The organism is Paractinoplanes rishiriensis, assembly GCF_016862375.1.
GTDB classification, from domain to species: Bacteria; Actinomycetota; Actinomycetes; order Mycobacteriales; family Micromonosporaceae; genus Actinoplanes; species Actinoplanes rishiriensis.
Genome location: NZ_BOMV01000064.1, coordinates 14,345 through 40,038, shown reverse-complemented (window position 1 = coordinate 40,038; position 25,694 = coordinate 14,345). Strand labels below are relative to the sequence as shown.

Sequence of the window (25,694 nt, the reverse complement as noted above, 5' to 3'; positions counted from 1 at the left end):
TCACTCGCGCAATGTGTCGCGCGGGGAGACGCCGTACCGGTCGCGGTAGACGGCGGCGAAACGCCCCAGGTGCGGAAAGCCGTTGCGGTAGGCGATCTCGGACACCGTGACGGTACCCGGCTCGCAGCGCCGCAGGTCGTCGTGGGCACACGCGAGGCGCAACTGCCGCAGGTAACTCATCGGCGGCGTGCCCACGAACCGCTGAAAGCTGAGTTGCAGCGAGCGCGCGCCGACGCCGGCGATCTCGGCGAGACTGCCGACCGTGTACGGCTGGGCCGGGTCGGCGCGCATCGCCTCGACCGCCCGCCGCACCGAACCCGGTGCGGCGGGCGCGGCCCGCTGCCGGGCCAGTTGCTCGCGGTACTGGTGATCCGTCGCCAGCAGCAGGCCGGCCATCAGGCTCTCCTGGAGCCGGGTGCCGACCACCGGGTGCCGCAGCAGGCCCTCGGGCTGGCCGGCGTCCTCGGACACCACGGCGAGCAGGCTGCGCCAGCCGGTCCCGGCGCCCGCGGTGAGGTCGAGGTCGGTGCCGAACCGGATCGGCCCGGTCACCGGCGCGTCGAGCAGCCCGGCCAGGGTGTTCTCCAGCGCGACCCGGTCGAACTTGACCGCCAGGATGCGGCAGCCGCCGTGCCAGTGGTCGAGGACGGTGTCGCCGACCGGCTGGAAGACTGCGGCCACGGCGGGGGTGGCCCGGCGCGGTTCGGCTCTGCCCTGATGCCACACCATGCTGCCGCCGAGCGGCACGTCGACGTGGTACGCGCCGAGTTCGCCGAACGTCATCCGCACGTCGGTGCCGAAGCCCAGGTCGCCGATGGTCACCGGCCCGGGCGGGGTGATGTCGAACCGGGCCTGCCAGCCCGGCCGCGGCGACAGCAGGTCGATCTCGCCGGCGTAGAAGTACTTGCCGATCACTGCTCGTGCCTCGTCGGCATCACTCGTCGCGTGGGTCAGGTAATGCATTGTCCCACCTTGACGGCACCGGCCGGGTCGGCGCCACCGACTCCCCCGACCGGAGTTATCTCACTGTCAGTGCATGCAACGGCGCGATCGCCCAGTTCAACGCGCAACGGCCACGGTAGCCGGTCCGGTACGCAGAGTTAAAGATGGCGACCGCTGCAACTTCGGGCTCAGGCCCGTCTCAGCACGTCCAGCACGAACCAGTCGTCCTCGTGCCGCACCACCGGCTCGAGCCCGCCCACCCCGGCCAGCGCGCCGTGCACGTTGAAGCCGTCGTAGTTGCCGCCGACGGCCCGGTCGCGGAAGTGCACCGCGACGATCTCGCCCCCCGGCTCGAGGCGGTCCACCAGCCCGCCGAGCAGCGCGGTGAGGTCGTCCGCGGACAGGTAGTAGAGGAGGTCACCGATCACGATCAGGTCGAACGTGCCGTCCGGCAGGCTCGCCGGCAGCATCGCCTCTGCCACCCGCACGTTCGGGAGGTCGGCGAGGTACTCGGCCGCGGTGCGCACCGCCTCGGGCACGCAGTCGACGGCCAGGACCTCGTCGCAGCGCACGGCCAGCTGCCGGGTCAGCAGACCCACCGAGCAGCCCGGCTCGTAACAGCGCCGGTAGCGCGGCCTCGGCAGGCTGGCCATGGTGACCGCGTACTTGCGCTGGTCGTGCCACTTCGTGGCGAGATCCCACGGATCGTCCTTGGCCAGGTACAGACCGGTGAAATAGTCGAGGGACACCGACGTGTCCGGCGGTGCGGCATCACCCTGTGCTCGTGTCACGCGGTGATTCTGCCCGATCGCGGCGCGATGCCCGGTTCCGGCCGTCCCGGCTCCCGATCCGGTGGACGATGGCGGAGTGACCGGTCGCACCTTCGGGGTTCTGGCGCCCTTCGTGGGCGGCGACTACTACGGCGCGATCATCGCGGGGATCAACGCGGCCGCGGTAGCCGGCGGCGACCGGATCATCGGGATCCAGACGCTCGACCCGGGCTCGTACAGTGCCGACCGGGCCGGCGTGCCGGACTTCCGCCGCCCGGTGGCCTGGCGGCACCTGGCCGGGCTCGTCGTGTTGCCGGGTGCGGTCGACATCTCGTACGCGACCATGGCCCGCGCCGCCGGCCTGCCGGTGGCGTTCGTGGCCCAGGACGCCACCACCGCGGGCTGCTCGGCGGTGCTGGCCGACAACCGCACCGGGGTCCGCGAGGCGGTCGCGCACCTGATCGGTCACGGCCACAGCCGGATCGCGTTCGCCGGTCACCTGGCCCACTACGACCTCCAGGAACGCCACCAGGGCTACCGCGAGGGGATGCTCTCGCACGGTCTCGCACCGCCACCGGACCTGCTGTTCAACGCGGCCGACAACCACGAGACCGGCGGCGCCGGGGTGGCCGCCGAACTGCTGCGGGCCGGGATGCCGGCGACCGCGGTCGTGATCGGCACCGACCGCAACGCCCTCGGCCTGATCGAGCACCTGACCGCGGCCGGCCACCGGCTGCCGGACGACCTCGCGGTGGTCGGCTTCGACGACATCCCGGACGCCACCTTCCTGATCCCCAGCCTGTCCACCGTGCGGCAGCCGCTGGATGAGCTGGGCGCCGCCGCGTACGGCCTGGTGGCCGCACCCGACGACCGGGCCCGGCTGCGCAAGGTGCCGACCGCGTTCGTGCGGCGCGACTCCTGCGGCTGCCCCGGCGCGGGGCTGCCGGTCTCCGAGCCGCAGGCCCGGACGCTGTTCGGCCAGGTGCAGCTGCTCCAGGGCACCCTCAACATCCAGTACGAGCTGAGCATCGGGCTGCTCGGCACGCACGACGGCGATCCGCGCGCGCTGCACTGGCTGGGCCGCACCCCGGCGGTGGCCGGCTGCCTGGGCCTGTGGCAGGACGACGAGCCGGACGCGAAGCTGGACCTCGCCGGCGGATTCCGGCTCGACGCCCCGCTGCCGCCGCCGGTCCCGGCCCCGCCGCCGGTCCCGGCCCCGCTGCCGGTCAGCGAGTTCCCGCCGGAGCAGCTGTTCGCCCGCGCCGACGGCCCGGCCGGCGACATCGTGTTCCTGGTGCCGGTGCGCAGCCGCCACCGGGACTGGGGCGTGCTGGCCGCGGTGGGACCGATCCAGTCCACCACCCCGCCCGGCCGGGAGATGATGAACCACTCCGGCGCGCTGCTGGCCGCGGCCCTCGACTACGACGTGATGATGACGGCGCTGCGCGAGCAGGAGGAGAGCCTGCGCAACGCGGCCCTGCACGACCACCTCACCGGGCTGCCCAACCGGGTGCTGCTGGAGGACCGGCTGGAGCAGGCCGGCATGCGGGCGGTCCGGCAGCCCGGCTACCGGTACGCGGTGCTGCTGCTCGACCTGGACGGCTTCAAAGCGGTCAACGACAGGCTCGGGCACGCCGCCGGCGACCAGTTGCTGGTCGAGGTGGCCCGGCGGCTCACCGGGCTGCTGCGCCGGACCGACACGGTGGCCCGGCTCGGCGGCGACGAGTTCGTCATCCTGATCGACGGGGTGCTGGCGCCGGGCGGCGAGCGGGCCGTCTGCGACAGCGTCACGGCCGCGCTGACCTCGCCGTTCGTCCTCGACGGCCGGCGCGTCTCGGTGGGCCTGAGCATCGGCGTCGCGGTCTCCGGCGAGGGCACCGCCGACCCGGACCACCTGCTGCGCGAGGCGGACGCCGCGATGTACCGGTCCAAGGCCGATGCAACCGCCCGGCGACGGGACTGAACCCGAAGTTCTCAAATCCCCCCGGGCGGTGCCGATCTGACCAGCAGGTGGATCTTCAGGTCGGGAGGCGCTGGGTGGTTAAGGACGCCGGCGGGGACGAGGGCATGAGCCTCATCGAGACGATCATGGCGCTGGCCGTGGTCGCCACCACGATGGCGGCCATGGGCCCCTTCTTCACCAGGAGCCTCCAGGGTGTCTCGGACCAGCGCTCGCAGCAGGCCGCGGTCGCCGTCGCCAACACCGCGATCGAGCAGGTCCGCGCGCTCAAGGGCAGCTCGCTGCTGGCCAAGCGGGGCCGGGACAAGAGCACCACGCAGTGGAACGCCGCGCCGGTGGCGATCAAGGCGGGTTACCTGAACAACACCCAGCTGGTCTGGGACGAGACGATCAAGGATGCGGCCTCAACGCTGGGTGACGAGGCGCCCCTGCCGACCACCTCTCGGACGGTGACCGTCGAGGGCATCTCCTACAGCCGGACCATCTATGTCGGCGGCTGCGTGGTCTACGTGACCCGGTCCGACGCCGGCACCACCAACTGCGTCAACCCGGCCACCGTGGCGCCGCCCAAGGACGTCCTGCAGACGCTGCGCTTCTTCCGGGTGGTGGTCGCGGTGACCTGGCCGGGCCGCCGGGACTGCCAGTGCTCGTTCGTCACCTCGACGCTGGTGGCCCGCGACCCCGAGCCGACCTTCGACTTCCACCGGCCGGCGCCGCTGATCACCACCAGGGAGGTGACCTTCTACCGCGGCGTGTCCAACACGTACGAGCTGAAGGCCACCGGCGGCACCCTGCCCAACACCTGGGCCGCCACCCCGCTGCCGCCGGGCCTGAGCATCGCGGGCACCACCGGCATCATCAGCGGCACGCCCACCGGGAACGTCACCAACATGGCCAGCCAGGTCACGGTCAGCGACAAACAGGGCCGCAGCGACACCGAGACGCTGTACTTCACGGTGGTCAACCCGCCCGCGCTGACCGCGCCCGCCAGCGCGGCCAGCCTGGTCGGCGAGGCGGTGAGCCAGCAGCTGACCACCACCGGCGGCGTGTCGCCGTTCACCTACACCGCGACCGGGCTGCCGCCGGGCCTGAACCTGAACGCCGACACCGGCGCGATCACCGGCACCGCCACCACCGTGGGCACGTACTCGGTGACCGTCACGTCCACCGACGCGAACCCGACGCCGAGCGTCAGCACCGTGAGCACCGCCAGCCGGACCTACACGTACACCGTGTACCCGGCCCTGACGCTGGCGCCGATCGCCAACCAGACGGTCACCATGGTCACCGCCTTCTCGGCCACTGCGAGCGCCAGCGGCGGCAACGGGACCTACACGTACTCGGCCACCGGCCTGCCGGCCGGCATCGTGCTCAACGCGGGTACCGGCGCGATGTCCGGCCTGGCCACCATCTCGGGCCGCTACCTGCCGACCGTGACCGTCACCGACGGCCTGGGCCGCACCGCCTCGACCAGCTTCGCCATCGTGATCAACACCACCGGGCTGATCTTCACCTCGCCGGCGCTGACCGCCGCCGACCGCACCTCCGTCCGCGGCGCGCCGACCACCGCGACCTTCCAGACCAACGGCGCGCTGCTCGGGCTCAGCCCCACGATCACCGCGACCGGCCTGCCGCCGGGCCTGACCTTCAACCCGCTGACCGGCTCCATCAGCGGCACGCCGACCACGGCCGGGGTCTACAAGGTCACGGTGCTGGCAGTGAGCCTGTTGCCGCCGCAGACCAGCAACCTCACCTTCCTCTGGACGATCACGTGACGGCCGGCCGGCGCCCCCGCGACGACGAGGGCTTCACGCTGATGGAGGTCGTGGTCACGCTGACGATCTTCTCGGTCGTCATGGCCGTGGTCACGGGCGCATTCCTGCAGATCTACCAGGCCACCAACAAGATCGACAACAGTGCGGCCGTACGCAGCCAGCTCGGCAACAGCTTCCAGCGGCTGGACAAGGAGCTGCGGTACGCGTTCTGGGTCAACGAGCCCGGCCAGGTCAACGACAAGTGGTACCTGGAGTACGCCCTGACCGCCGGCTGCCGCCAGCTGGTGCTGGAGCCGTTGCCGGGGAGCACCGCGCAGCGGCCCAACTACCGGCTGACCCTGGCGAGCTGGACCCTGCCCGGCACCACGCCCGGCACGCCCACCACGATCGCCAGCAATCTCAGCCCGATCCCGTCGACCGCGCCGTTCACGGTGTACGCGGCCGACCCCGACGTGCGCGCCTCGGCCAGCCCCGGCCCGGTACCCGGCATGGGCGCCGGCTTCGAACCCGAGCACACCCAGATCCGGATGCGGTTCAACGGCACGGTCGGCACCACCACCCTGCCGATGGACGTCATGTTCACGGCCCAGAACAACAACCGGGCCACACCGCTCCTCAACGACTGCAGCCAGGGAAGGCCGAACCCATGAAATGGTTCACCAGCCTGCGCCGGGACGAGCGCGGCTCGCTGCCGATGGCGCTCATGGTGGTCACGGTCGGCCTGGCCATGTCCGCCACCCTGACCCCGGTCGTGGTCCGCCAGTTCGACGCGACCAAGTTCCTGGACGCCCGCAACACCGCGCTGAACGCCGCGCAGACCGGCATGGACGTGATGATGGCCCGGGTGCGCGCCGCCGCCAACGAGAAGCTCGAGGGCCTGCTGGAGAGCCTGCCGCCGTGCGTGCTGCGCGGCGACCAGGAGGTGCCCGGCGCCACCGAGCAGCTGCTCTACCACGTGACCGTCGAATACCGCGACCAGGACGGCGTGAAGTTGCCGGACTGCCCGGTCAACAACGTGCCGACCACCGCGCTGGTGACGTCGATCGGGTACGGCGACAAGAACGCCGGCAGGTGCCCGTCCCGGCCGCTCACCCAGGACAACCGCCCGTGCCGGACGCTGACCGCCACGTACGTCTTCAGCACCAGCAACACCAACATCCCGGGCGGCAACATCCGGATCGACGCCACCACCCTGAGTTCCCAACAGTGCATCGACGCGGACACCACCGCCAAGACACCGGCCAGGGGCCAACGGGTCCGCATGAAGAACTGCAGCGGCGGCAGCACCCAGCAGTTCGGCTACACCGCCGACCTGTACCTCAAGCTGATCTACTCGGAGTCGCTGGCCGCGCCGTACGGGATGTGCCTGGACGTCCTGCCGGCGCACAACGCCGGCAACAACAACTACCTCCAGTTCGACTTCTGCCCGCAGAACCGGACGTCGCGCTTCCAGTGGAGCCTGGACGGCAGCAGCCGGTTCAAGTCCACCCGGGACAACAACGGCACGCCGGTGGTGGAGAGCAGCAACTGCCTGTCGCTGGACAACCCGAACACCGCGAACAGCCTGCTGGTGATCGGCAACTGCACCACCACGAGCAACCGCAACATCTGGCGCTCCAGCACCGGCGTCGGTGCCGGCATGGCCGGCGACAGCACCGCCCAGCTGGTCAACTACGAGCAGTTCAGCCGCTGCCTGGACGTGACCAACCAGTCGGTGACCTCCGGCTACATGATCGCGTGGTTCTGCAAGCAGGACCCGGGCGGCGTGGTGGACTGGAACCAGCGGTGGGTGCACCCGGTGCCGTCGCTGCCGGAGACCTTCAAGAAGGGTCCGATCCTGGTCACCACCGGTTCCGGGCAGACGCCGCCGAACACGACGTTCTGCCTGCGGTCGCCGCTGAGCGCCGCGTCCACCGCGTACACCACGGTGGTCAACTGCACGTCCGCGGCCGCGCGGACCGCGGACGACGTGCAGTGGACCGTCTACCACGACACCGGCATCTACGCGAGCAGCTACCGGATCGAGGACGAAGCCGGCTTCTGCCTCACGCCGACCAGCCAGAGGGTGACGCCGAGGGACACGCACAGCGACGGCACCAGCAAGGTCAAGGTGGCCGTCTGCAACAGTTCCGAGCTGCAGAAGTGGAACGCACCTCCGAACATCAAAAAGCCGACCCCGCTGACCGACCTGAACGAGAGGTGACCGAGGGCCGGCCCTAGCCGCCGGCCATCGCGCCGACCACGAGGTAGGGCTCGTCGCCGCTGGCCACCCGGTCGGGCAGCGGCGCGTCCGGCGGCTCGTTGGACAGGTCTTCCTCGCAGGCGAAGAAGCGGACCAGGGCGCGCCGCTTGCCGGTGGCCCGGTCGCGCATGGTGCCGACCAGCACCGGGAAGCTCCGCTCGACCGCGTCGAGCACCTGGCGCTGGGTGACCGGGCCGTCCACCTCGACCCGCACCTCGCCGCTGACCTGCGCGAGGGTGCGCAGGTGCGGCGGCAGCACCACCCGGATCACGGCAGCACCTGCACTTCCACCGAGAGCACGGCGGGCAGGTCGCGCACGATCGGCTGCCAGGTGTCGCCGCCGTCGGCCGACCCGTACACCTGGCCGCCGGTGGTGCCGAAGTAGATGCCGCAGTCGTCGAGCGTGTCGACCGCCATGGCGTCGCGCAGGACGTTGACGTAGCAGTGCTCCTGCGGCAGGCCCGTGGTGAGCGGCTCCCACTCGTCGCCGCCGCTGCGGCTGCGGTACACCCGCAGCCGGCCGTCCGGCACGTAGTGCTCCGAGTCGCTCTTGATCGGGATCACGTACACCGTCTCCGGCTCGTGCGCGTGCACCGCGATCGGGAAGCCGAAGTCGGTGGGCAGGTTGCCGCTGATCTCCCGCCACTGGCCGCCGGCGTCGTCGGTGCGCAGCACGTCCCAGTGCTTCTGCATGAACAGCACGTCCGGCCGGGACGGGTGCATGGCCAGCCGGTGCACGCAGTGGCCGACCTCGGCGTCCTCGTCCGGGATGCCGCCGGAGCGCAGGCCCTTGTTGATCGGCAGCCAGGTCTTGCCGCCGTCGTCGGTGCGGAACGCCCCGGCCGCCGAGATGGCCACGAAGATCCGGTCCGGGTTCACCGGGTCCAGGATGATCGTGTGCAGGCACATTCCGCCGGCGCCGGGCTGCCAGGTCGGTCCGGTCGGGTGGGTGCGCAGCGCGGTGAGTTCCTCCCACTGCTGGCCGCCGTCGGTGGAACGGTAGAGCGCGGCGTCCTCGGCACCCGCGTAGACCGTGTCCGGGTCGGTGCGGGAGGGCTCCAGGTGCCAGATGCGCTTGAACTCCCACGGGCGCGGGGTGCCGTCGTACCAGAGGTGGTCACCCACCTCACCGGCGTACGTGAAATCGTTGCCGACCGGCAGCCAGTTCTGGCCGCCGTCGTCGGAGCGTTGGATGATCTGGCCGAACCAGCCGGACGTCTGCGACGCCCACAACCGGTCCGGGTCAGCCGGCGAGCCGGCCACGTGATAGATCTCCCAGCCGCCGAAATGCGGCCCGCTCACCGCCCAGTCCTTGCGGGAGGCGTCCGAGGTCAGGGTGAACGCGCCCTTGCGTGTGCCGACCAGTAGCCGTACCCGGCTCATCTTCCACTCCTCTCGACAACCGTCGGGGTCAATCTTGCACCCGGCGGCGCCGCGGAGTGACCCCGATCACCCGGCTACGCTCACGTGGTTTTCCCGTTTCTTCCGGTGTCGCTGTGCAACGTCGGCCGTGGGCGACCGGACTGAGGAGTACGGACATGGCGCGCATCCTGCTGATCTCGGGGCACCCGAGGGAGGCGTCCCTGCACACCGCGGCGCTGCGGACGGTGGCCAGGTACGCGCCGCCGGAGATCACCGCGGCGCTCTACCCCGGGCTGCGCGACCTGCCGGTGTTCATACCCGGCGACTACTCCCCGCCGGACCAGGTGGCCCGCCTGCGGCAGGAACTGGCCGCCGCGGACGCCGCGCTGTTCTGCACGCCCGAGTTCGCCGGGTCGATCCCGGGCAGCCTCAAGAACCTGCTGGACTGGCTGGTCGACGGCGGCGACCTGAGCGGCAAGCCGGTGGCCTGGCTGTCGGTGGCCCGGCCCGGTCAGGACGAGGGCGCCGTGACCGGCCTCGAGACGGTGCTGGCGCACGCCGGCGCCACGCTGCTGCACCCGGCCTGCATCCGCATCCCGCTCGACCCCGCGGTGGTCGACGTGCACGGCGTCGTGGCCGAGCCGCAGCTGCACCGGGCGCTGCTCGACCTGCTGCACGCGGTGGTGCGGGCGCTGTCCGCCCGGCAGCAGCGCGCCCAGCCCTCCTGGCAGCAGGTCTCCAGCGTGTTCCCGGTGGTGCAGCGCGGCGACGACCGCCCGTTCCAGAACTGGCGGGCGCAGATCTGGCGGCCCGATCAGTAGGTGGTGCCGGCCATCATGTCGGCGAACGCGGCCGCGGCCGGCGGCGAGGAGAACAGCCGGTCCATCCGGGCCCGGGCGAGCCGGCGGCGGAACGGCCCGGCGTCGGTGTCGTCGCCGGCGTCGTGCAGCATCTCGCTGAACCAGCGGGAGAATTCCTGGTAGTCCCAGGTGCGCCGCAGGCAGGCGGCCGAGTATCCGGCCAGCGCCGACCGGTCACCGCCGCGCTCGGCCCCGATCAGCGCCTCGGCCAGCATGTGCGCGTCGCTGACCGCCAGGTTCATGCCCTTGGCGCCGAGCGGGGTGATGATGTGCGCCGCGTCGCCGACCAGGAACAGCCGGCCGAACTCCATCGGCTCGACCACGAAACTGCGCATCTCGACGATCTCGCGGTCGGTGATCGTCCCGGCCAGGTCGGGCGAGCCGAGCCGCAGCCGCAGCTGCTGCCAGGTGTCCTCGTCGGGCCACTTGCGGGGGTCGTCGCCCGCGCGGTACTGCAGGTAGAAGCGGCTGGCGCGCGGGCCGCGGGGGAAGTGGGCGGCGAGGCCGTGCTCGCTCACCGCGAACAGCGGGTAGCTCGGGGCCGGCGAGTCGGCCAGCACCGTGTACCACCCGATGCCGTGGTCGAAGGTGTACGTGGCGAGCGCCTCCTCGGGGATGCTGCGGCGGCTCACCCCGTGGAAGCCGTCGCAACCCGCCACGTAGGCGCAGGCGATCTCGTGCTCGGTGCCGTCCGGGTCGCGGTAGGTGACCCGGGGCGTGTCGCCGTCCAGGTCGTGCAGCGCCACGTCGAGCGCCTCGAACCGCAGGTCGCCACCGCCGGCCAGGTAGGTGGCCAGCAGCCGGCGCACCAGCAGCTGCTGCGGGACCATCCGGCTGGACCGGCCGCCGGAGAGCGCCCGCAGGTCCAGGAACCGCGGCTCGCCGTCCGTGCGGATCTCCAGCAGCGTCTGGTCGGGTACGCCGGCGAGCACCTCACCGGCCAGCCCGGCCTCCTCGAAGATCCGCCCGCCGTAGTGGTCGAGCACGCCGGCGCGCTGCCTCTCCTCCACATAGGAGCGACCGCGCACCTCCAGCACGACGGTCTCGATACCGTTCCGCTGAAGCAGGTTTGCCAGAGTGATGCCGGCCGGACCGGCCCCGATTATCGCCACCCGCGTCGTCTCGCGCACGGCAGACACGCTATCGCCATCCCCGGTCAGGCGGACACCAGGGTGGCCGAAGTTTTCAGTGGACTGGCGGTCCGGACCTCGCGGCCGGACCGGTTCTGGAGGGGCCCGGCCGGGCCGGTGATGGCCGGGGCGATCGCCCATGCCGGCCGCGGGCCGAGCCGGGTGTGCGAGGAGAACGCCGCACCGCTGAGGCAGCCGGGCGGGGCGCCCTGGACGGCCCAGAGCAGCACGCCGCACGCGGGTTACCGGTGGCGTCGGTGCACCCGGGCGTGGACCGCCCGGGTGCGACGGTGGGTGAGCCGGGCCGCGATTACCCCCGTGCTGCGCCGGCCGGTCCGGAACGAGGTCCGACCGCCGGCGCAGGCTCCCGCCGCCGCGACCACCACAGGCAGCCCGGGGCTGGGCCGCCCGGGACTGGGCCACCTGGTACTGGCCGTGGCCACGCCACACGCCACGACTGTCGCCTCGCTGGGCCGGAACGGCCGGATCGCGCCGGGCCCGGCCACGACGGACACCACGACCGGGACCCACGGACCTGCGGCCACCGCTTCGCGGAGCTGCCGCACTGGTTAACCACGGCGGATCGACCGAACACCCACGTCTACGCAGACCGAACAACCGACCGACCTTTCGTGGTGGGACGTTCCCTAACCGTTGGCGGCGCGGCGCGCCGTGTACTCCGTCCGGCGGGACGGGTACTGGATCAGGTTGTTGGGGACGTCGTCCATCTGGCTGCTCCACCGGCCCGCCCGCGGGTCCATCTGGTCCTCGTCGTACTGCTGCTGCGACGAGCGGCCACCCATGAACTGCCGGGCGTAATCCATCATTCCGTCGATCAGCCGGTCCACGTCGCGGGCCGGCCGGACGACGAGCCGCATGAACTGGCTGGTCATGCCGAGCTTGTTGCCGCACTCGCGGGTCATGATGCCGTGGTTGCCGACCAGGAAGTCGCGCAATCCGGTACCCGACCACTCGGTGGGCAGCTTGACCAGAAAGAAGTTCCCCTGCGACGGGAACACCGTGAGACCGGGTACCCGGGACAGCTCGGCGGCCATCTGCCGGCGGTCCCGGCTGAGCAGGCGCAGGCTGTCCTCGTACTCGTCCTCGTGTTCCTGGATCATGAAGACGACCTTCTCGGCCAGCGAGTTCAGGTTCCACTTCGGCAGGACCTTGGCGATCTTCCCGGCGATGGCCGGGTTGCCCAGCATGTAGCCGAACCGGATGCCGTGCAGGCCGAAGTTCTTGCCGAGGCTCTTCAGCACCACCGCGTTCGGCCGGATCACCGCGTCCGGGCCGACCGACGGGTACTGTTCGGCGTCCGAGAAGTCGATGAACGACTCGTCGACGACCACCAGGTCGAGGTCGCTGAGCATGTCCATGAACCGGATCACCTCCCGGCGCGGCAGGTAGCAGCCGTCCGGGTTGTTGACGTTGCACACCACCGCGACCCGGGAGCCGCGCTCGCGGATGAACCGGACGTAGTCGTCGAGGTTCAGCCGGAAGCCGTCGCGCTCCTGCAGCGGGAACATGTCGACCCGCTTGCCGGTCTCCAGCGGCTGGTCGGTCCACCGCCCGAAGGTCGGGATCGGCACCGCCACACTCTCCTTGATCAGGAGGTGGTCGATCCAGGTGATCAGCTCGGTGGACCCGTTCGCCATGGCCACCGTCTGCGGGTGCAGACCGAGCACACTGGCGAGTTTCTTGGTGATGCTCGCCGAATCGCTCGGGTAATACTTCAGAATGTTTTTAAGTTCTCTTGAGAGTTCGTCAAACATCTCCGGGGTAGGGAAGTACGGGTTGCACGGAATGCAGAAGTCGACGATCTCGACGCCCTCACCCGCCGCACGTGCGAGGTCGAAATAGGACGCACTGTGCGCACCCTTGTGCAGCATCGAGGTGTCGATTCCGGTTCCTGCCATCGCGACTCCAGCTCCCTCCTCCGGCTGCTTTGCCGATCCTCAATACGGGCCGCGACAGCGTTTCGTTCGATTCCCCCGCCAAACTTCCCAGGTTTTGGGCAATATCCAGGTCAATGCCCTTTTGCGGTTGGTCAGGCGCCGCGCAGGCGCCGCTTCACCGCCCGGGCGAACTGCCGCGGATGCCGGATCTTGGCCACCTTGCGGGCCAGCGCGTGCAGCCGGCCGGCCGGCGAGCCGCGCAGCCCGCGCAGCTCGTCGCGCATCGTCCGCAGCTGCTGCTCGCGGGTGCGCAGGCTCTGGTCGCGGAACCGGATGGTGCGCTCCAGGCCGAAGACCTGCCCGGCCAGCTCGGTGATCCGCACCTCGGCGGCCGCGGCGCCGGCCAGCGCGGCCCGCACGTCCGGCTCGGCCACCGGCGGCTCGGCGACCCGGTCGGCGATCTCCCGGCCGGCCTTGAGCACCGCGGCGGACGCCTCCACGCCGGACATCCCGAGCCACGCCGACACCAGGTCGTCGCTGCCGGACATCCACGGCGGCCACGGGTGCCGGCGGTGGGCGCGCAGCAGCCGGTCGCGGAACCGGTGCCAGGCCCCGGCGAGCAGTTCGGCGGTGCCCTCCCCGGCGGCGGCCGGGTGGCCCAGAACGCCCCGGCTGAACCCGTCGCCGTCCGGGTGCAGGTCGTCGAGGCAGATCACGCCCTCGGGGTTGGCCCAGGCGCCGACCCGGGCGGCGAGCGCCCGGAAGCCGGGCACGTCCTCGGCCGCGGCCAGCCGGAACAGCTGGGTCTCCACCGACGCGGTGTCCGGCAGCCGGTGCGGCACCAGGGCCGGGTCGAACGCCGCGGTGGCGCCGGACCGCACGCTGACCGTCCAGCCGTCGTCCTCGTCGAGGTCGACCGCGAGCACGCCGTCGCCGGCCGCCGCGTACCCGGCGTGGGTGGCGCCGCCGCCGGAGCCGCGGACCGCGAGCCAGCCCGGGGCCACCGCGGCCAGCAACCCGGCCCGGGCCGCCGCGCCGGCGCCGTCGTCAAGCGGGGCGAGCAGCGGCACCTGGGCGGCCGTGGCGTCCAGACCGGCGATCGCCAGCCGGGTGCCGAGCCGGCCGGGCCGGGACTCCGCCAGCACGTCCGCGCCGAGCAGGCTGTGCCCGGCGAAGGCGGCGTACAGGCGTACCTCTCCCCCCAATGCGGCCGTGACCTGCGCGGGCGAGGTGGGCCGATCGGGGTCGTCGTGCAGCGGGCGCCACTCCTCGTCGCCGTGCCGGGCGTCGGCCGGCCGCCGGTCGAGCAGGCCGGTGAGCGCGAACTCGTTCTCCACCGCGACCACCACCAGCGCGTCCGGGGCCGCGAGCCGGTCCAGTTCGGCCAGCCGGCCCGGCCAGTCCAGCGCGGGCGAGTCGGCGCCGAGCACCCGGTCGAGGCCGTCGGCGGCCAGCACCACGTCGAACGGCGGCACCCCGGTGAGGCCGTCCAGCGCACCCGCCACCACGGTGACGTGCGGTTCGGGCAGCCACTCGCGCAGTGCGGCGGCGTCGCTGACCGAGCGGACCAGCACGGTCAGCGCCGCGCTGCGGGCCGCGGCCAGGTCGAGCACCGCGCGGTCGTGCGGCCCGGCCACCAGCGTGCGGGCCGAGCGTTCCGGCAGCAGGTCGCCGAGCAGGGCCAGCAGCGCCGCGCCGCCGGCCGGCGAATGCGCACCGTAGTCGGTCCACGGCTGCAGCTCGCCGCGGACAATTTCAACAGGGCGGTCAGTCACGGGGGTTCCAATCGAGGAGCATCCGCAGCTCGGCGGGCGGCAGCAGCCACGGCACGCCGAGCTCGTCGTCGGTGATCTGCCGGGCGGTGGCCGGGTCGATGTCCTTGCCCAGCATGTCCGGCCAGAGCCGGGTTATCCGGGCCTGCCCGCCGAACAGCGGGTTGTCGCCCTCGAGCGCCATCGGGTCGCCGTAGACGGCCGGCCGGCAGCCGGCCGAGACGCCGTAGAAGATCGCGGTGCACAGCCGGTTGGCCGCCACCCGCTTGTACTTCCGCATCGCCTCGAGCTGCTTGTGCAGGAACCGGCGGTCGGTGCCCTCGTAGTTCCAGCCGCGCCTGCCGAAGCAGATCACCTGGAAGCCGGCGTCCTGATAGGCCCGGCGGATCTCCGGCCGCTCGTACTCGGTGTAGTAGAGGCTGACCGTGACCGGTTCCGTCTCGGTCTCCTTGATCTCGCTGATCAGCCGGGCGTGATCACCGTCGATCTTTCCGCCCAGGCCCCCGCCCTCCCAGCCGTGGAACAGGAACCAGAGCGTGCCCGTACGCTGCTCGTCCGGCACCCGGCCGAGATCCGGTTCCAGCTCCTTGAGGTAGAGCCAGGGCGCACCGACCACGTGGTAGTTGCGCCGGCCCAGGGAGTGGCCGCGGCGGCGGTTGGCGTCGCTCCACACGTACCGCCAGGCGCCGTCGAAGAACTCGTGCACCGGGTTCCAGCCGCAGCCCACGTTCCAGCCGTGCTGGAGGTAGCCGCGGATCCGGGGCGGGAACTCGTCGTCCAGGCCGCACCAGCGGGCCAGGATGTGAGTCTGGCCGTAGTAGTGGTTGTGGTGATGCATACGGATCAGTCCGTTTCCAGGTGCAGGATGCCGGATCGGGGGCGCAGCACGAACCGGCCCACCCGCAGCGGCAGCGCGCTCAGCAGGAAGGTATCGGACTGCACGGCGTACGGGGAGAGGCCGCCGGGCGCCGCGAACAGCGTCCAGTTCGGCAGGTCGCCGAGGCCGGCCACGTCAACCGCCGCCGACCAGCGCCCGCCGTCGGCGGCGAGCTCGCAGGGCACGTCCACACCGTCGTCCGAGTTCGGCTCGAAGCGGCGCCAGGTGATCCGCCCGTAGTCCACCCCGGCCCAGCACGGCCCGGACACGGTGAGCCGGTCGCCGTCCGCGGACAGCGCGATCCGGTCGGCGGTGACCCGGGCCGGGCCCTCGACCAGGTTGAGGTACTGGCCCGGGGAGCGGCTCACGCTCACCACCCGGTCGCCGCGCGGCGCCAGCACGCCCTGCCGCAGCCCGGTGACCAGCAGCAGCATCTGGTCGCCGCCGTCGTGCACGCGGGGCACCAGCACCGTCCGCTCCAGGAACGGGTCGTCCGGGTTGTCCCGGTCGATCAGGTCGTCCAGCGGCACCCGGGCGGTGAACTCGTCCATCGTGGTGAGGCTGCGCTGCCGCGGGATCCTGGTGGCCGGTTTCCGGCGCTGCACCGGGACGTGCACGTCACCGGCCGAGCGGGCCAGCCGCAGCGCGGGCGACGCGAGCCGGGCCGGGATCTTCCCGGTCAGCACCAGGTGGTCGCCGTCCACCGTGGCGCCGGTCAGCTCGGCCGGGCCGGAGCGCAGTTGCAGGGTGAGCCGGCCGTCCGGGGTGCGGGCCGGCTGCACCCAGCGGCCGCCCACCCAGTCGCCCACCGGGTACTGCAGGCCGCCCGGCGCCAGCGCGGCGCGCCGCTTCACCAGCCCGGCGCGCATCTCCACGGTCAGGTACGCGTAGCTCGCCCAGGCCGGCAGCGCGGCCAGCAGGGTGCGCGGCACGCTGGTCTCGAACGCGACCGGATCGTCCGGCCCTGCCCCGTCGTCCAGCAGCCGCACCGGCAGCCGGTGCGAGCGGCGCCCGCAGACCAGCGCGACCCGCACGCGGCCGCCGGCCGGCAGGTGCGCGATCTGCGCGGTGCCGCGGATGACCAGCGCGTCGGCGGTCCAGTTCTGGTAGGTCACCGAGGTGCGCACGTCCAGTTCGGCGCGGGGCAGGCGATAGACGGCCGGCGGCAGCCGGGTGTGTTCGCGCAGGCCCGGGTACTGGCTCTCGAACCGCCACGGCAGCCGCGGATGCCGGCGGGCCGGTACGACCGAGCGGCCGGCCCCGGCCCGGAACCGGGCCAGCCGGCGCAGCAGGCCCGCGTCCCCGGCCTGCAACGCCTCGTACTCCAGGCGCTGCAGCGGGGCGGACTCGGCCGCCACCGCGGGGTCGAGCCGGCCGCTGAGCCGCCGGCCCAGCGCAACCAGCCGCTCCAGGTCGTCGTCACCGGCGGTGGCGAACGCCTGCACCACGGTGGCCAGGTCGATCTCGGCGAGGTGCCGGTGCACCACCCCGCGCAGTTCCGGAGCGCGCTGGTCGAGCAGGTCGCACACCATCTCGGCGGAGACCACCCGGTCGGCGAGGTTGCCGTACTGGAACTTCAGCTGGGTGATCGACTCGCCGGACTCGCGCTCGCGCCAGTAGTAGACCGGCGCGGCCAGGCAGTCGACCGTGACCGCGTCGAGGTGGGCGCGCAGGGTGACCGGGTAGTCCTCGTACCGGATCGCGGGGAACTCGTACCCGAACTGATCCCAGAAGGTGCGCCGGTAGACCTTGTTCCACACCATCCGGTCCAGCGCCAGCGACGGGTGGTCGTAGATGTGCGTCGCCGGCCGGTCCGCCGCGAAGGGCAGGCGGTGCACATACGACTGGCGTACCCCGGACGTGTTGTTGAACCTGCGGGCATTGCCCGCCGCGATGCAGGAGCAGGTCTCGTCGAGCGAGCGCACCATGATGCGGTACGCGTGCCGCGGGACCAGGTCGTCGCTGTCCACAAAGGTCAGATAGTCGGCCTGGCTGTGCCGGACACCCGTGTTGCGGGCCGGGCCGAGTCCCTGATTGTCCTGGGTGACCACCCGGAACCGGCGGTCCCGCTCGCAGTACTGCCGGGCCACCTCGGCGCTGCCGTCGCGGGACCCGTCGTCGACCAGGACCACCTCGAAGTCGCCGAACGTCTGCCGGGCCAGTGAGTCGAGGCAGTCGGCGAGATAACGCTCGACGTTGTAGAACGGGACGACGATGCTGAGCCGGGGCGTCACCACGCCTCGGGCCCGGACCGGGACGTGCAGGCACAAAAACGACGACGCAGCATGGCCCCAGATCCTAGCGGGTGGCGGACTCGGGGAAATGTGCCCGCTTCGAGCGACAGATGCGGCCCCACCAGGCAAACGGGAGTTGTCGGACGGGCGGCCGGACGATGAACCGGACGGCTCAGGCGGCGCCCACGGCCTGCCCCCGGCCGGCGTGCTTGGCCCGGTACAGATTCTGGTCGGCGGCGTGGATCAGGTCGTCCACCTCGCGGGCCGGTCCGGCCGCCTGCCCGGCGCTGACACCCACCCGCAGGCCGGGCGCGACCGCCGACCAGTCGTGCCGGGACACGGCGGCCACCAGGCCCGGCGCGATCAGCGGCACGGTGGCGTCCGGCGGCAGGTCGACCAGCAGCATGAACTCGTCGCCGCCGCGGCGCACGGCCAGGTCGCCGGCGCGCACCTCGGCCTGGAGCACGGTGCCGATCTCGCGCAGCACCTCGTCGCCCGCGGCGTGCCCGAACGTGTCGTTGACCGACTTGAAGTGGTCGACGTCAACCAGCACCACCACCAGCCGGTCGGCCGGGTCGCGGCGGCGCAGCCGGGCCAGGTGCCGGGTCTCGGCGTGCCGGTTGGCGCAGCCGGTGAGCGCGTCCAGGTAGGCCTGGCGGTTGAGCTGCTCGCCCTGGCGCAGCACCCGGGCCGCGGCCAGCCGGGAGCGGGCCGAGCCGAGCACCGAGAGCCGGGTCTCCCAGCGCAGCGCGGCCAGGTGCCGGCCGTAGCGCAGCGCCGCCCGGTCGTCGGACGCCTGCGCGGCCAGGTGCATGGCCAGCGTGGTGAAGCTGGGCTTGTAGTCGTCGAGCAGGCGGACCGCCTCGTCGGCGTGCCGGGCCGCGGCGGCGACGTCACCCCGGTCGTGCGCGCGGATCGCCGAGGCCAGGCAGAGGCACGCCTTGTAGCCCGGCCAGGTGCTGTTGGCCAGCCGCCCGACCAGGCCGTCCGGCTCGGCGTCCGGTGCCACCCCGGCGACCGTGTCCAGCAGGTGTTCCAGCGCGCTCACCTCCCAGCCCCAGATGGGCGGCAGGTCGGCGCGCTCGGCCGGGGTGGGCCGGACCGCGGCGGTGGCCACGTAGCGGGCCGCCTCGCGCTCGCCGATCTCGAACAGCGCGCAGGCCATCGCGGTGGCGCCCTCCAGGCGGTTGATCACCAGGACCCGGGCGGTGAGCGCCTTGAGCGGGCGCAGCAGCGGGGGCAGCGGCAGCTCCTGGGCGGCGGCTGCCTTCGCGTACATCTCCTCCTCGAGCTCCCAGAGCGCCATGCGGTGAAAAGCCTGACCACATTCCACGTACGCCATGGGCAGCTCGATCGCCCGCGGGCCGAGCCCGGCGGCGTCGGCCGCCATGGTGTCGTCGAGCATCGCCACCGCGCGCCCGAGCAGCTCGCCGAAGTCCTGGGTGAGCGCCTCCGGCCGGGGCGCCTCGACCAGGAACAGCGCCCGCGCGGCGAGCGCGAGCCCGATCTGGATCTCGTCGGCCGAGGCCTCGGCGGCGGCCAGCATGACGTCCGAGCACTGCCGGATCGCGTCCTGGCCCGCGCCGTCGAGGCTGTACGTGATCAGCTGGCAGTGCACGAACTGCACGAGGACCTCGTGCCAGCCGCGGTCGCGCGCCTCGGCGGTGAGCCGCCGCACCAGGTCGGGGCGGGGCGCCACCTGGGTCAGCTCGATCAAGGTGTGGGCCAGTGCACGAGCGGCGAGGCGATCTGCCGGCAGGCCGTCGACCTCGGCGCGCGCGATGATCTCGTCGCTGGTCATCGGCCCCCCGCGACTCTTTCTAGCAGATGCGGGGATCCTCGGCGCCCGCTTCGACCTTCCCGACTTTTAGTGACACAGCTCACTATTACGGAGAAATTCCTGGAAAAGGGCCACCTGCCGACCGGGACCCAGGCTGCCGATTCCCGACTTTGTCGCACCCCCACCGTAAGGTGCGATCTCGTAACCGGGAGCCTACGTTTCGTGACGACTTTGGAGTCGGGACTGATGACGACGCTCGACCATGACGCCGCCGCGGTCACCAGCCGCAGGCTGCGCTCCCAGGAGGACGTGGAGGCGCACATCCGCGCCATCTGCTTCAAGACCGGCCCGCCCGCCCGCGTCGGCGCCGAGCTGGAGTGGACCCTCCACCACGCCGCGGCGCCCGACGCGCCGCTCGACGCCGCCACCGTGCGGCACGCACTGGGCCGGCACGCACCGGCCGTTCTCGATCCGACCAACGATCCGCCCGATCCCCTTCCCGGGGATGCCCGGCTCACCATGGAGCCCGGCGGGCAACTGGAAATCTCCTCGGCCCCCGCGGCCTCTCTCGCCGAGTTGCACACGGCCGTCAGCGCCGGCCTCGGCCATCTCACCGCCCTCCTCGGGGCCGCCGGCCTCGCCCTCGGCGCACACGGCATCGATCCGCACCGGCCACCCCGCCGCCTGCTGCACACCCCGCGCTACGCGGCCATGGAGCGGGTGTTCGACGCGCGCGGCCGGGACGGCCGCACCATGATGTGCAGCACCGCGGGCCTGCAGGTCTGCCTCGACGCCGGTCCGGCCGGCGAGATACCGCTGCGCTGGCGGGCGGTGCACGAGGCCGGTCCCCCGCTGATCGCCCTCTTCGCCAACTCGCGCCGGCACGCCGGCCGCGACACCGGACTGGCCTCCGCCCGGATGGCCGCCTGGTGGGCGATGGACCGGCGGCTCACCCACCCGCCGGTGGGCCCGCCCGGCGATCCGGCCGCGACCTGGGCCCGGTACGCGCTGGCCGCGCCGCTGCTGTGCCTGCGGCGCGACGGCGAGTGCTGGGATCCGCCGCCCGGGCTCACCCTGTGCGACTGGGTGCACGGCGCGCTGCCCTCGGCCCCCACCGCCGACGACGTCGACTACCACCTGAGCACCCTGTTCCCGCCGGTCCGCCCACGGGGGTATCTCGAGGTGCGCTACCTCGACTGCCAGCCCGGCGCCGACTGGATCGTGCCGGTCGCCGTGGTCGCCGCGCTGCTCGCCGACAAGCCGGCCGCCGAGGCGGTCCTCGAGGTGACGGCCCCGGTGGCCGGGCGCTGGCCCGAGGCGTACCGCCTGGGTCTTGCCGACCGCCCGCTGCGGCGGGCCGCCGAGGCCCTGGCCCACCTGGCCCTGAGCCGCCTCGACCCGGCGCTGCCCGGCGCCGTCCGCGAGCACGTCATCGCGACCGTCCACCGGCGCCTGCGCGACGCCACCGCCACCTCAGCCGCCGAGGAGCCGAGATGACCTATCAGACCGACCGGCTGCGCGACCTGGTCGCCGCCGAGCTGGGCCGGGCCCGCGACCGCACCACACTGCTCACCGAGGCGGTGGACGACGGCGACCTCACCCGTCAGCACTCGCCGCTGATGTCCCCGCTGGTGTGGGATCTGGCCCACGTCGGCAACCAGGAGGAGCTCTGGCTGGTGCGCGACGTGGGCGGCCGCGAGCCGGTACGCCGCGACATCGACGAGCTGTACGACGCGTTCAAGCACGCCCGGAGCAACCGCCCCGCGCTGCCGCTGCTCGGGCCCGGCGAGGCCCGGAAGTACGTCGCCACGGTCCGCGACAAGGTTCTCGACGTGCTCGACCACGCCCCGCTCGAGGGCTCGCCGCTGGTCGACCGGGCGTTCGCGTTCGGCATGATCGTGCAACACGAGCAGCAGCACGACGAGACCATGCTGGCCACCCACCAGCTGCGGGCCGGCGCGCCGGTGCTCAACGCGCCGCCGCCGCCCGCGCCCGCCGCACCGGTGACCGGCGAGGTCCTGATCCCGGCCGGCCCGTTCACGATGGGCACGAGCACCGAGGCGTGGGCCCTCGACAACGAGCGGCCGGCCCACCAGGCCGACGTCCCGGCGTACTGGATCGACCGGGCCGCCGTGACCAACGCCGAGTACGCGGCCTTCATCGAGGCCGGCGGCTACGACGACCCGCACTGGTGGAGCACGGCCGGCTGGGATCACCGCCAGGCGGCCGGCCTGACCGCACCGCAGCACTGGCAGCGCGACGGCGACGGCTGGCTGGCGACGCAGTTCGGCCGCACCACCCGGATCACCGGCGAGGAACCGGTCGTGCACGTCTGCTACCACGAGGCCGAGGCCTACGCGGCGTGGGCCGGCAAGCGGCTGCCCACCGAGGCCGAGTGGGAAAAGGCGGCCCGCTGGGACCCGGCGACCGGCCGGTCCCGGCGCTTCCCCTGGGGCGACGACCCACCCACCGCCGCACACGCCAACCTGGGCCAGGCCCACCTGCGCCCCGCGGCCGCCGGCGCCTTCCCGGCCGGGGCCTCCCCGCTGGGTGTCCACCAGCTGATCGGCGACACCTGGGAGTGGACGTCGACCGACTTCCACCCCTATCCCGGCTTCACCGCGTTCCCCTACCGGGAGTATTCCGAGGTCTTCTTCGGCCCGGACTACAAGGTGCTGCGCGGCGGCTCGTTCGGCACCGACCAGGCGGCCTGCCGCGGCACGTTCCGCAACTGGGACTACCCGATCCGCCGGCAGATCTTCAGCGGTTTCCGCTGCGCCCGGACGGCCTGATGTGCCGCCACCTGGCCTACCTGGGCCCACCGATCCCCCTGTCCCACCTGCTGTTCGACCCACCGCACGCCCTGTCCCACCAGTCCTGGTCCCCCACCGACATGCGCGGCGGCGGCACCGTCAACGCCGACGGCTTCGGCGTGGGCTGGTATCCAGCACCGGCCGCCCCTGCTCCGGCCGCCACTGCTCCGGGCGGGCCTCCTTCGGGCGGGCCTCCTTCGGGCGGGCCTCCTTCGGGCGGGCCGGTTCCGGTGCTCTACCGGCGGGACACTCCGCTGTGGAGTGACGCCACCCTGCCCCGGCTGGCCGCTTCGGTGACGGCCGGGGCGGTGCTGGCGGCGGTGCGCAGCGCGACGGTCGGCATGCCCGTGGCGGAGCCGGCGGCGGCGCCGTTCGGGGACGGGCCGTGGCTGTTCAGCCACAACGGCGTCGTCGCGGGCTGGCCCGGGTCGGTGGCCAAGCTGGCCGGCGCGCTGCCGGTGACCGATCTGCTCACGCTGCCGGCGCCGACCGACTCGGCGCTGCTCTGGCTGCTGGTCCGCGACCGGTTGCGGGCCGGCGCCGCGCCGGCCGAGGCGGTCCGGGACACGGTCGCCGAGGTCGAGCGGGCCGCGCCCGGCTCGCGGCTCAACCTGCTTCTCACCGACGGGGTCTCGCTGGTCGCGACCACCGCCGGGCATGCGCTTTCGGTCTTCTCGGGCGCCGGCTCCGTGCTGGTCAGTTCCGAGCCCCTCGACGACGACCCCGGCTGGCGCGCGGTCCCCGACCGGACCCTGCTCACCGCCACGGCCGGCGACGTCGCCCTCACGACCCTGGGAGTTCTATGAACGCGCCCGCGCTCGAAGTCCATCTCGACGCCGACGACCTGGCCCGCACCCTCCGGGCCGACGTCCTGACCGGCCTGACCGCCACCCCGAAGTGGCTGCCGCCGAAGTGGTTCTACGACGCCCGCGGCAGCGAACTCTTCGAGCAGATCACCGAACTGCCCGAGTACTACCCGACCCGTACCGAACGAAAGATCCTCCAGGCCCGCGCCGCCGACATAGCCCGGCACACCGGTGCCCGCACCCTGCTCGAACTGGGCTCCGGCTACTCGACCAAGACCCGCCTGCTGCTGGACGCCCTCACGACCGCGGGCACGCTCACGGCGTTCGTGCCCATGGATGTCTCCCCCAGCGCACTGGAGGCCGCCGCCGCGAGAATAGCCACCGACTACCCCGGCCTCCGCGTCCACAACATCGTCGGCGACATGACCCGCCACCTGAAGCACCTGCCGTCCGGCACCGACCGGATGATCGCCTTCCTGGGCGGCACCATCGGCAACCTGGTGCCCGCCGAGCGCGCCGCTTTCCTGGCCGATGTACGCGCGGTGCTGGACGTCGGCGAACACCTGCTCCTGGGCACCGACCTGGTGAAAAGCCCCCGAGTGGTGGTCCCCGCCTACGACGACGCCCAGGGCGTGACCGCCAACTTCAACCGCAACGTGCTGCGCGTGCTCAACCAGAGCCTGAACGCCGACTTCGACCTGGACGGCTTCGCCCACGTCGCCCTCTGGAACCCCGACCAGAACTGGATCGAAATGCGCCTGCGGGCCCGCTGGCCCATGCGCGTAACCATCCCCGACCTGAACCTGACCGTCGATTTCGCCGCCGGCGAGGAACTGAGAACCGAGGTCTCCGCCAAGTTCCACCGCGCCGGCGTCGAATACGAACTCACCGAGGCCGGCTTCACCCTCGACCACTGGTGGACCGACCCCGACAACCTGTTCGCCGTCTCCTTGGCCCGAGCCACCTGACCGAGCAACCTGACCCGGCCCCGCACCCCCGTACCAGAAAATCCACCCATCCGGCGTGCGCTGAGCTCCGAACCGCACGTAACAGGAACAGCATGGCGAAGGGCGGAACCCATGGTGGAGCGCGGCACCAGCCGCCGGGCGGAGCACCTCTCGGCGGTGCCCGAGCCGGCTCCCGCGGCGCCGGATGACCCGGGCGAGCTGCTGCGAGCGGTGGCGCGCGGGGACGAGCAGGCGTTCGGGAAGCTCTACGACCAGGTGGTGCCGCGGGTCTACGGGCTGATCCGCCGGGTGCTGCGCGATCCGGCGCAGGCCGAGGAGGTCGCCCAGGAGGTTCTGGTCGAGGTGTGGCGGACGGCCGCGCGGTTCGATCAGGCGCGTGGGTCGGCGCTCTCGTGGATCTGCACGATCGCGCACCGCCGGGCGGTCGACCGGGTCCGGTCCGAGCAGGCGGCCAACGACCGGATGGTCTTCGTGGGCACCGCTTCCGTGGATACGCCGTACGACTCGGTCGCCGACGAGGTGTCCGGCCGGCTCGAGCGTCAGCAGGTGCGCCGCTGCCTGCACGACCTCACCGAGTTGCAGCGCCAGGCCGTCACGCTCGCCTACTACCAGGGTCACACCTACCCGCAGGTCGCCGAGTTGCTCGGCGCGCCCCTGCCCACCGTCAAGACGCGGATGCGGGATGGTCTGATCCGGTTGCGGGACTGCCTGGGAGCGGAGGTGCGGGCATGACCGCCGACGTGCACACCATGGTGGGGGCGTACGTGCTCGACGCCGTGACCGATCTCGAACGCGCCGCCGTCGACCGCCACCTGCGCGACTGCGAGGCCTGCCGCACCGAGGTCGACGAGTTGCGGGAGACCACCGCCCGGCTGGCCGACGGCGCCTGGTCGGTCCCGCCGCCCCGGCTGCGCGACAACGTTCTCTCGGCGATCACCACAACTCGCCAGACAGCCCCCATTTCGCCGGCCGCCCCTTCGCCCGTTCCCGCTCCCGGCCGGTCCCGTCTGCGCCTCGTTTCCGCCGCGGCCGCCGTCGTGCTCGCTGCTTCGGGGGCCGCCACGGCCGTCTATGTCATTCAAGATCAGCGGGTACGCACGGAGCAGGCGAACGTGGCAGCCGCGCGCGCCGACGAGGCCCTCACCCGCGCCGTGCTGGGCTCGCCCGACCTGGTGCTCCGCGAGGACGACGTCACCGGCGGCGGCCGCGTCACCGTAGCCTCCTCCGAACTCCAGAACGCCGGCGTCATCATGCTGGCCGCCGCGTCCACCCCCGCCGGCGACAAGGTCTACCAACTCTGGACGATCACCCCGGCCGGCGCGACCTCCCAGGGCGCCCTGCCCCCCGGCCAGACCGCCGCCATGAAGCTGGTCCGCGGCCTCCCCCAGTCCACCGGTGTAGGCGTGACCGTAGAGCCGCCCGGTGGCTCCCCCCAGCCCACGTCCCCGCTGTCCGCCGAGGTGCCGTTGATCTGAGCACCCACCAATCCCGCGCATGGTTCGCAT

The 25,694-nt window shown here is 72.5% G+C and carries 22 protein-coding genes; 11 read left to right on the top strand and 11 right to left on the bottom strand.

The genetic code is table 11. The features are described 5' to 3' along the window. Both Ari01nite_RS30405 and Ari01nite_RS30400 read right to left on the bottom strand, forming a co-directional pair. Positions 1 to 963 (bottom strand): AraC family transcriptional regulator, encoded by a 963-nt coding sequence (locus Ari01nite_RS30405; protein ID WP_239163161.1) that lies wholly within the window; start codon positions 961 to 963, stop codon positions 1 to 3. Between the two features lie 167 nt (positions 964 to 1,130). Continuing rightward, the gene (locus Ari01nite_RS30400; RefSeq protein ID WP_203785649.1) at positions 1,131 to 1,733 is read right to left on the bottom strand and encodes a class I SAM-dependent methyltransferase; all 603 of its coding nucleotides are present in this window, start codon (positions 1,731 to 1,733) and stop codon (positions 1,131 to 1,133) included. A 76-nt stretch (positions 1,734 to 1,809) separates the two neighbouring features. Between Ari01nite_RS30400 and Ari01nite_RS30395 the strand changes: the two genes are divergently transcribed. From Ari01nite_RS30395 to Ari01nite_RS30370, 4 genes are all read left to right on the top strand, one after another. Beyond that, positions 1,810 to 3,675: a substrate-binding and GGDEF domain-containing protein gene (locus Ari01nite_RS30395; protein WP_203785648.1), complete on the top strand. Its 1,866-nt coding sequence runs from the start codon at positions 1,810 to 1,812 to the stop codon at positions 3,673 to 3,675. Between the two features lie 74 nt (positions 3,676 to 3,749). After that, positions 3,750 to 5,447, top strand: a complete 1,698-nt coding sequence (locus Ari01nite_RS50180) for an Ig domain-containing protein (RefSeq protein WP_239163160.1) — start codon at positions 3,750 to 3,752, stop codon at positions 5,445 to 5,447. Further along, on the top strand, positions 5,444 to 6,097 hold the full coding sequence (locus Ari01nite_RS30375; protein ID WP_203785647.1) for a PulJ/GspJ family protein: 654 nt from the start codon (positions 5,444 to 5,446) through the stop codon (positions 6,095 to 6,097). The genes Ari01nite_RS50180 and Ari01nite_RS30375 overlap by 4 nt, the downstream gene beginning before the upstream one ends. Further along, positions 6,094 to 7,650: a ricin-type beta-trefoil lectin domain protein gene (locus Ari01nite_RS30370; RefSeq protein ID WP_203785646.1), complete on the top strand. Its 1,557-nt coding sequence runs from the start codon at positions 6,094 to 6,096 to the stop codon at positions 7,648 to 7,650. The genes Ari01nite_RS30375 and Ari01nite_RS30370 overlap by 4 nt, the downstream gene beginning before the upstream one ends. A gap of 13 nt (positions 7,651 to 7,663) precedes the next feature. On the opposite strand, the gene Ari01nite_RS30365 is transcribed toward Ari01nite_RS30370, so the two are convergent. Continuing rightward, on the bottom strand, positions 7,664 to 7,960 hold the full coding sequence (locus Ari01nite_RS30365; RefSeq protein ID WP_203785645.1) for a MoaD/ThiS family protein: 297 nt from the start codon (positions 7,958 to 7,960) through the stop codon (positions 7,664 to 7,666). Beyond that, positions 7,957 to 9,072 carry a WD40/YVTN/BNR-like repeat-containing protein gene (locus tag Ari01nite_RS30360; protein ID WP_203785644.1) on the bottom strand — a complete coding sequence of 372 codons (1,116 nt, stop codon included), beginning with the start codon at positions 9,070 to 9,072 and terminating at the stop codon, positions 7,957 to 7,959. Before Ari01nite_RS30360 ends, Ari01nite_RS30365 begins: the two co-directional genes overlap by 4 nt. 155 nt (positions 9,073 to 9,227) lie before the next feature. On the opposite strand from Ari01nite_RS30360, the gene Ari01nite_RS30355 reads away from it, so the two are divergent. Then, a complete protein-coding gene (locus tag Ari01nite_RS30355) occupies positions 9,228 to 9,872 on the top strand; it encodes an NADPH-dependent FMN reductase (protein ID WP_203785643.1) in 645 nt (214 codons plus the stop codon). On the opposite strand, the gene Ari01nite_RS30350 is transcribed toward Ari01nite_RS30355, so the two are convergent. The 7 genes from Ari01nite_RS30350 to Ari01nite_RS30325 all read right to left on the bottom strand — a co-directional run bounded on the left by Ari01nite_RS30350 (position 9,866) and on the right by Ari01nite_RS30325 (position 19,623). Further along, positions 9,866 to 11,041 (bottom strand): 4-hydroxybenzoate 3-monooxygenase, encoded by a 1,176-nt coding sequence (locus Ari01nite_RS30350; RefSeq protein WP_239163159.1) that lies wholly within the window; start codon positions 11,039 to 11,041, stop codon positions 9,866 to 9,868. The genes Ari01nite_RS30355 and Ari01nite_RS30350 overlap by 7 nt on opposite strands. Before the next feature lie 26 nt (positions 11,042 to 11,067). Next, entirely contained in the window at positions 11,068 to 11,271 is a 204-nt protein-coding gene (locus Ari01nite_RS50175; RefSeq protein WP_239163158.1) for a hypothetical protein, read from the bottom strand. A 417-nt stretch (positions 11,272 to 11,688) separates the two neighbouring features. Beyond that, complete coding sequence (locus Ari01nite_RS30345) at positions 11,689 to 12,960, bottom strand: pyridoxal phosphate-dependent aminotransferase (RefSeq protein WP_203785641.1); 1,272 nt, start codon at positions 12,958 to 12,960, stop codon at positions 11,689 to 11,691. Positions 12,961 to 13,091: 131 nt separating this feature from the next. Then, complete coding sequence (locus Ari01nite_RS30340) at positions 13,092 to 14,714, bottom strand: hypothetical protein (protein ID WP_203785640.1); 1,623 nt, start codon at positions 14,712 to 14,714, stop codon at positions 13,092 to 13,094. After that, positions 14,707 to 15,549, bottom strand: coding sequence for a hypothetical protein (locus Ari01nite_RS30335; protein ID WP_203785639.1), 843 nt, complete (start codon positions 15,547 to 15,549; stop codon positions 14,707 to 14,709). Before Ari01nite_RS30335 ends, Ari01nite_RS30340 begins: the two co-directional genes overlap by 8 nt. Before the next feature lie 5 nt (positions 15,550 to 15,554). Then, positions 15,555 to 17,822, bottom strand: a complete 2,268-nt coding sequence (locus Ari01nite_RS30330) for a glycosyltransferase family 2 protein (protein ID WP_203785638.1) — start codon at positions 17,820 to 17,822, stop codon at positions 15,555 to 15,557. A gap of 172 nt (positions 17,823 to 17,994) precedes the next feature. Then, positions 17,995 to 19,623: a GGDEF domain-containing protein gene (locus tag Ari01nite_RS30325; protein WP_203785637.1), complete on the bottom strand. Its 1,629-nt coding sequence runs from the start codon at positions 19,621 to 19,623 to the stop codon at positions 17,995 to 17,997. A 225-nt stretch (positions 19,624 to 19,848) separates the two neighbouring features. Between Ari01nite_RS30325 and egtA the strand changes: the two genes are divergently transcribed. From egtA to Ari01nite_RS30295, 6 genes are all read left to right on the top strand, one after another. Beyond that, positions 19,849 to 21,099, top strand: coding sequence for an ergothioneine biosynthesis glutamate--cysteine ligase EgtA (gene egtA, locus Ari01nite_RS30320; RefSeq protein ID WP_203785684.1), 1,251 nt, complete (start codon positions 19,849 to 19,851; stop codon positions 21,097 to 21,099). Beyond that, complete coding sequence (gene egtB, locus Ari01nite_RS30315) at positions 21,096 to 22,394, top strand: ergothioneine biosynthesis protein EgtB (RefSeq protein ID WP_203785636.1); 1,299 nt, start codon at positions 21,096 to 21,098, stop codon at positions 22,392 to 22,394. Before egtA ends, egtB begins: the two co-directional genes overlap by 4 nt. Continuing rightward, positions 22,394 to 23,221 (top strand): class II glutamine amidotransferase domain-containing protein, encoded by an 828-nt coding sequence (locus Ari01nite_RS30310; RefSeq protein WP_203785635.1) that lies wholly within the window; start codon positions 22,394 to 22,396, stop codon positions 23,219 to 23,221. Before egtB ends, Ari01nite_RS30310 begins: the two co-directional genes overlap by 1 nt. Beyond that, positions 23,218 to 24,189, top strand: coding sequence for an L-histidine N(alpha)-methyltransferase (egtD, locus tag Ari01nite_RS30305; protein WP_203785634.1), 972 nt, complete (start codon positions 23,218 to 23,220; stop codon positions 24,187 to 24,189). The genes Ari01nite_RS30310 and egtD overlap by 4 nt, the downstream gene beginning before the upstream one ends. Before the next feature lie 111 nt (positions 24,190 to 24,300). Beyond that, a complete protein-coding gene (sigK, locus tag Ari01nite_RS30300; protein ID WP_203785633.1) occupies positions 24,301 to 24,921 on the top strand; it encodes an ECF RNA polymerase sigma factor SigK in 621 nt (206 codons plus the stop codon). Beyond that, positions 24,918 to 25,664, top strand: coding sequence for an anti-sigma factor (locus Ari01nite_RS30295; protein WP_203785632.1), 747 nt, complete (start codon positions 24,918 to 24,920; stop codon positions 25,662 to 25,664). Before sigK ends, Ari01nite_RS30295 begins: the two co-directional genes overlap by 4 nt. The last annotated feature ends 30 nt before the right edge of the window (positions 25,665 to 25,694 follow it).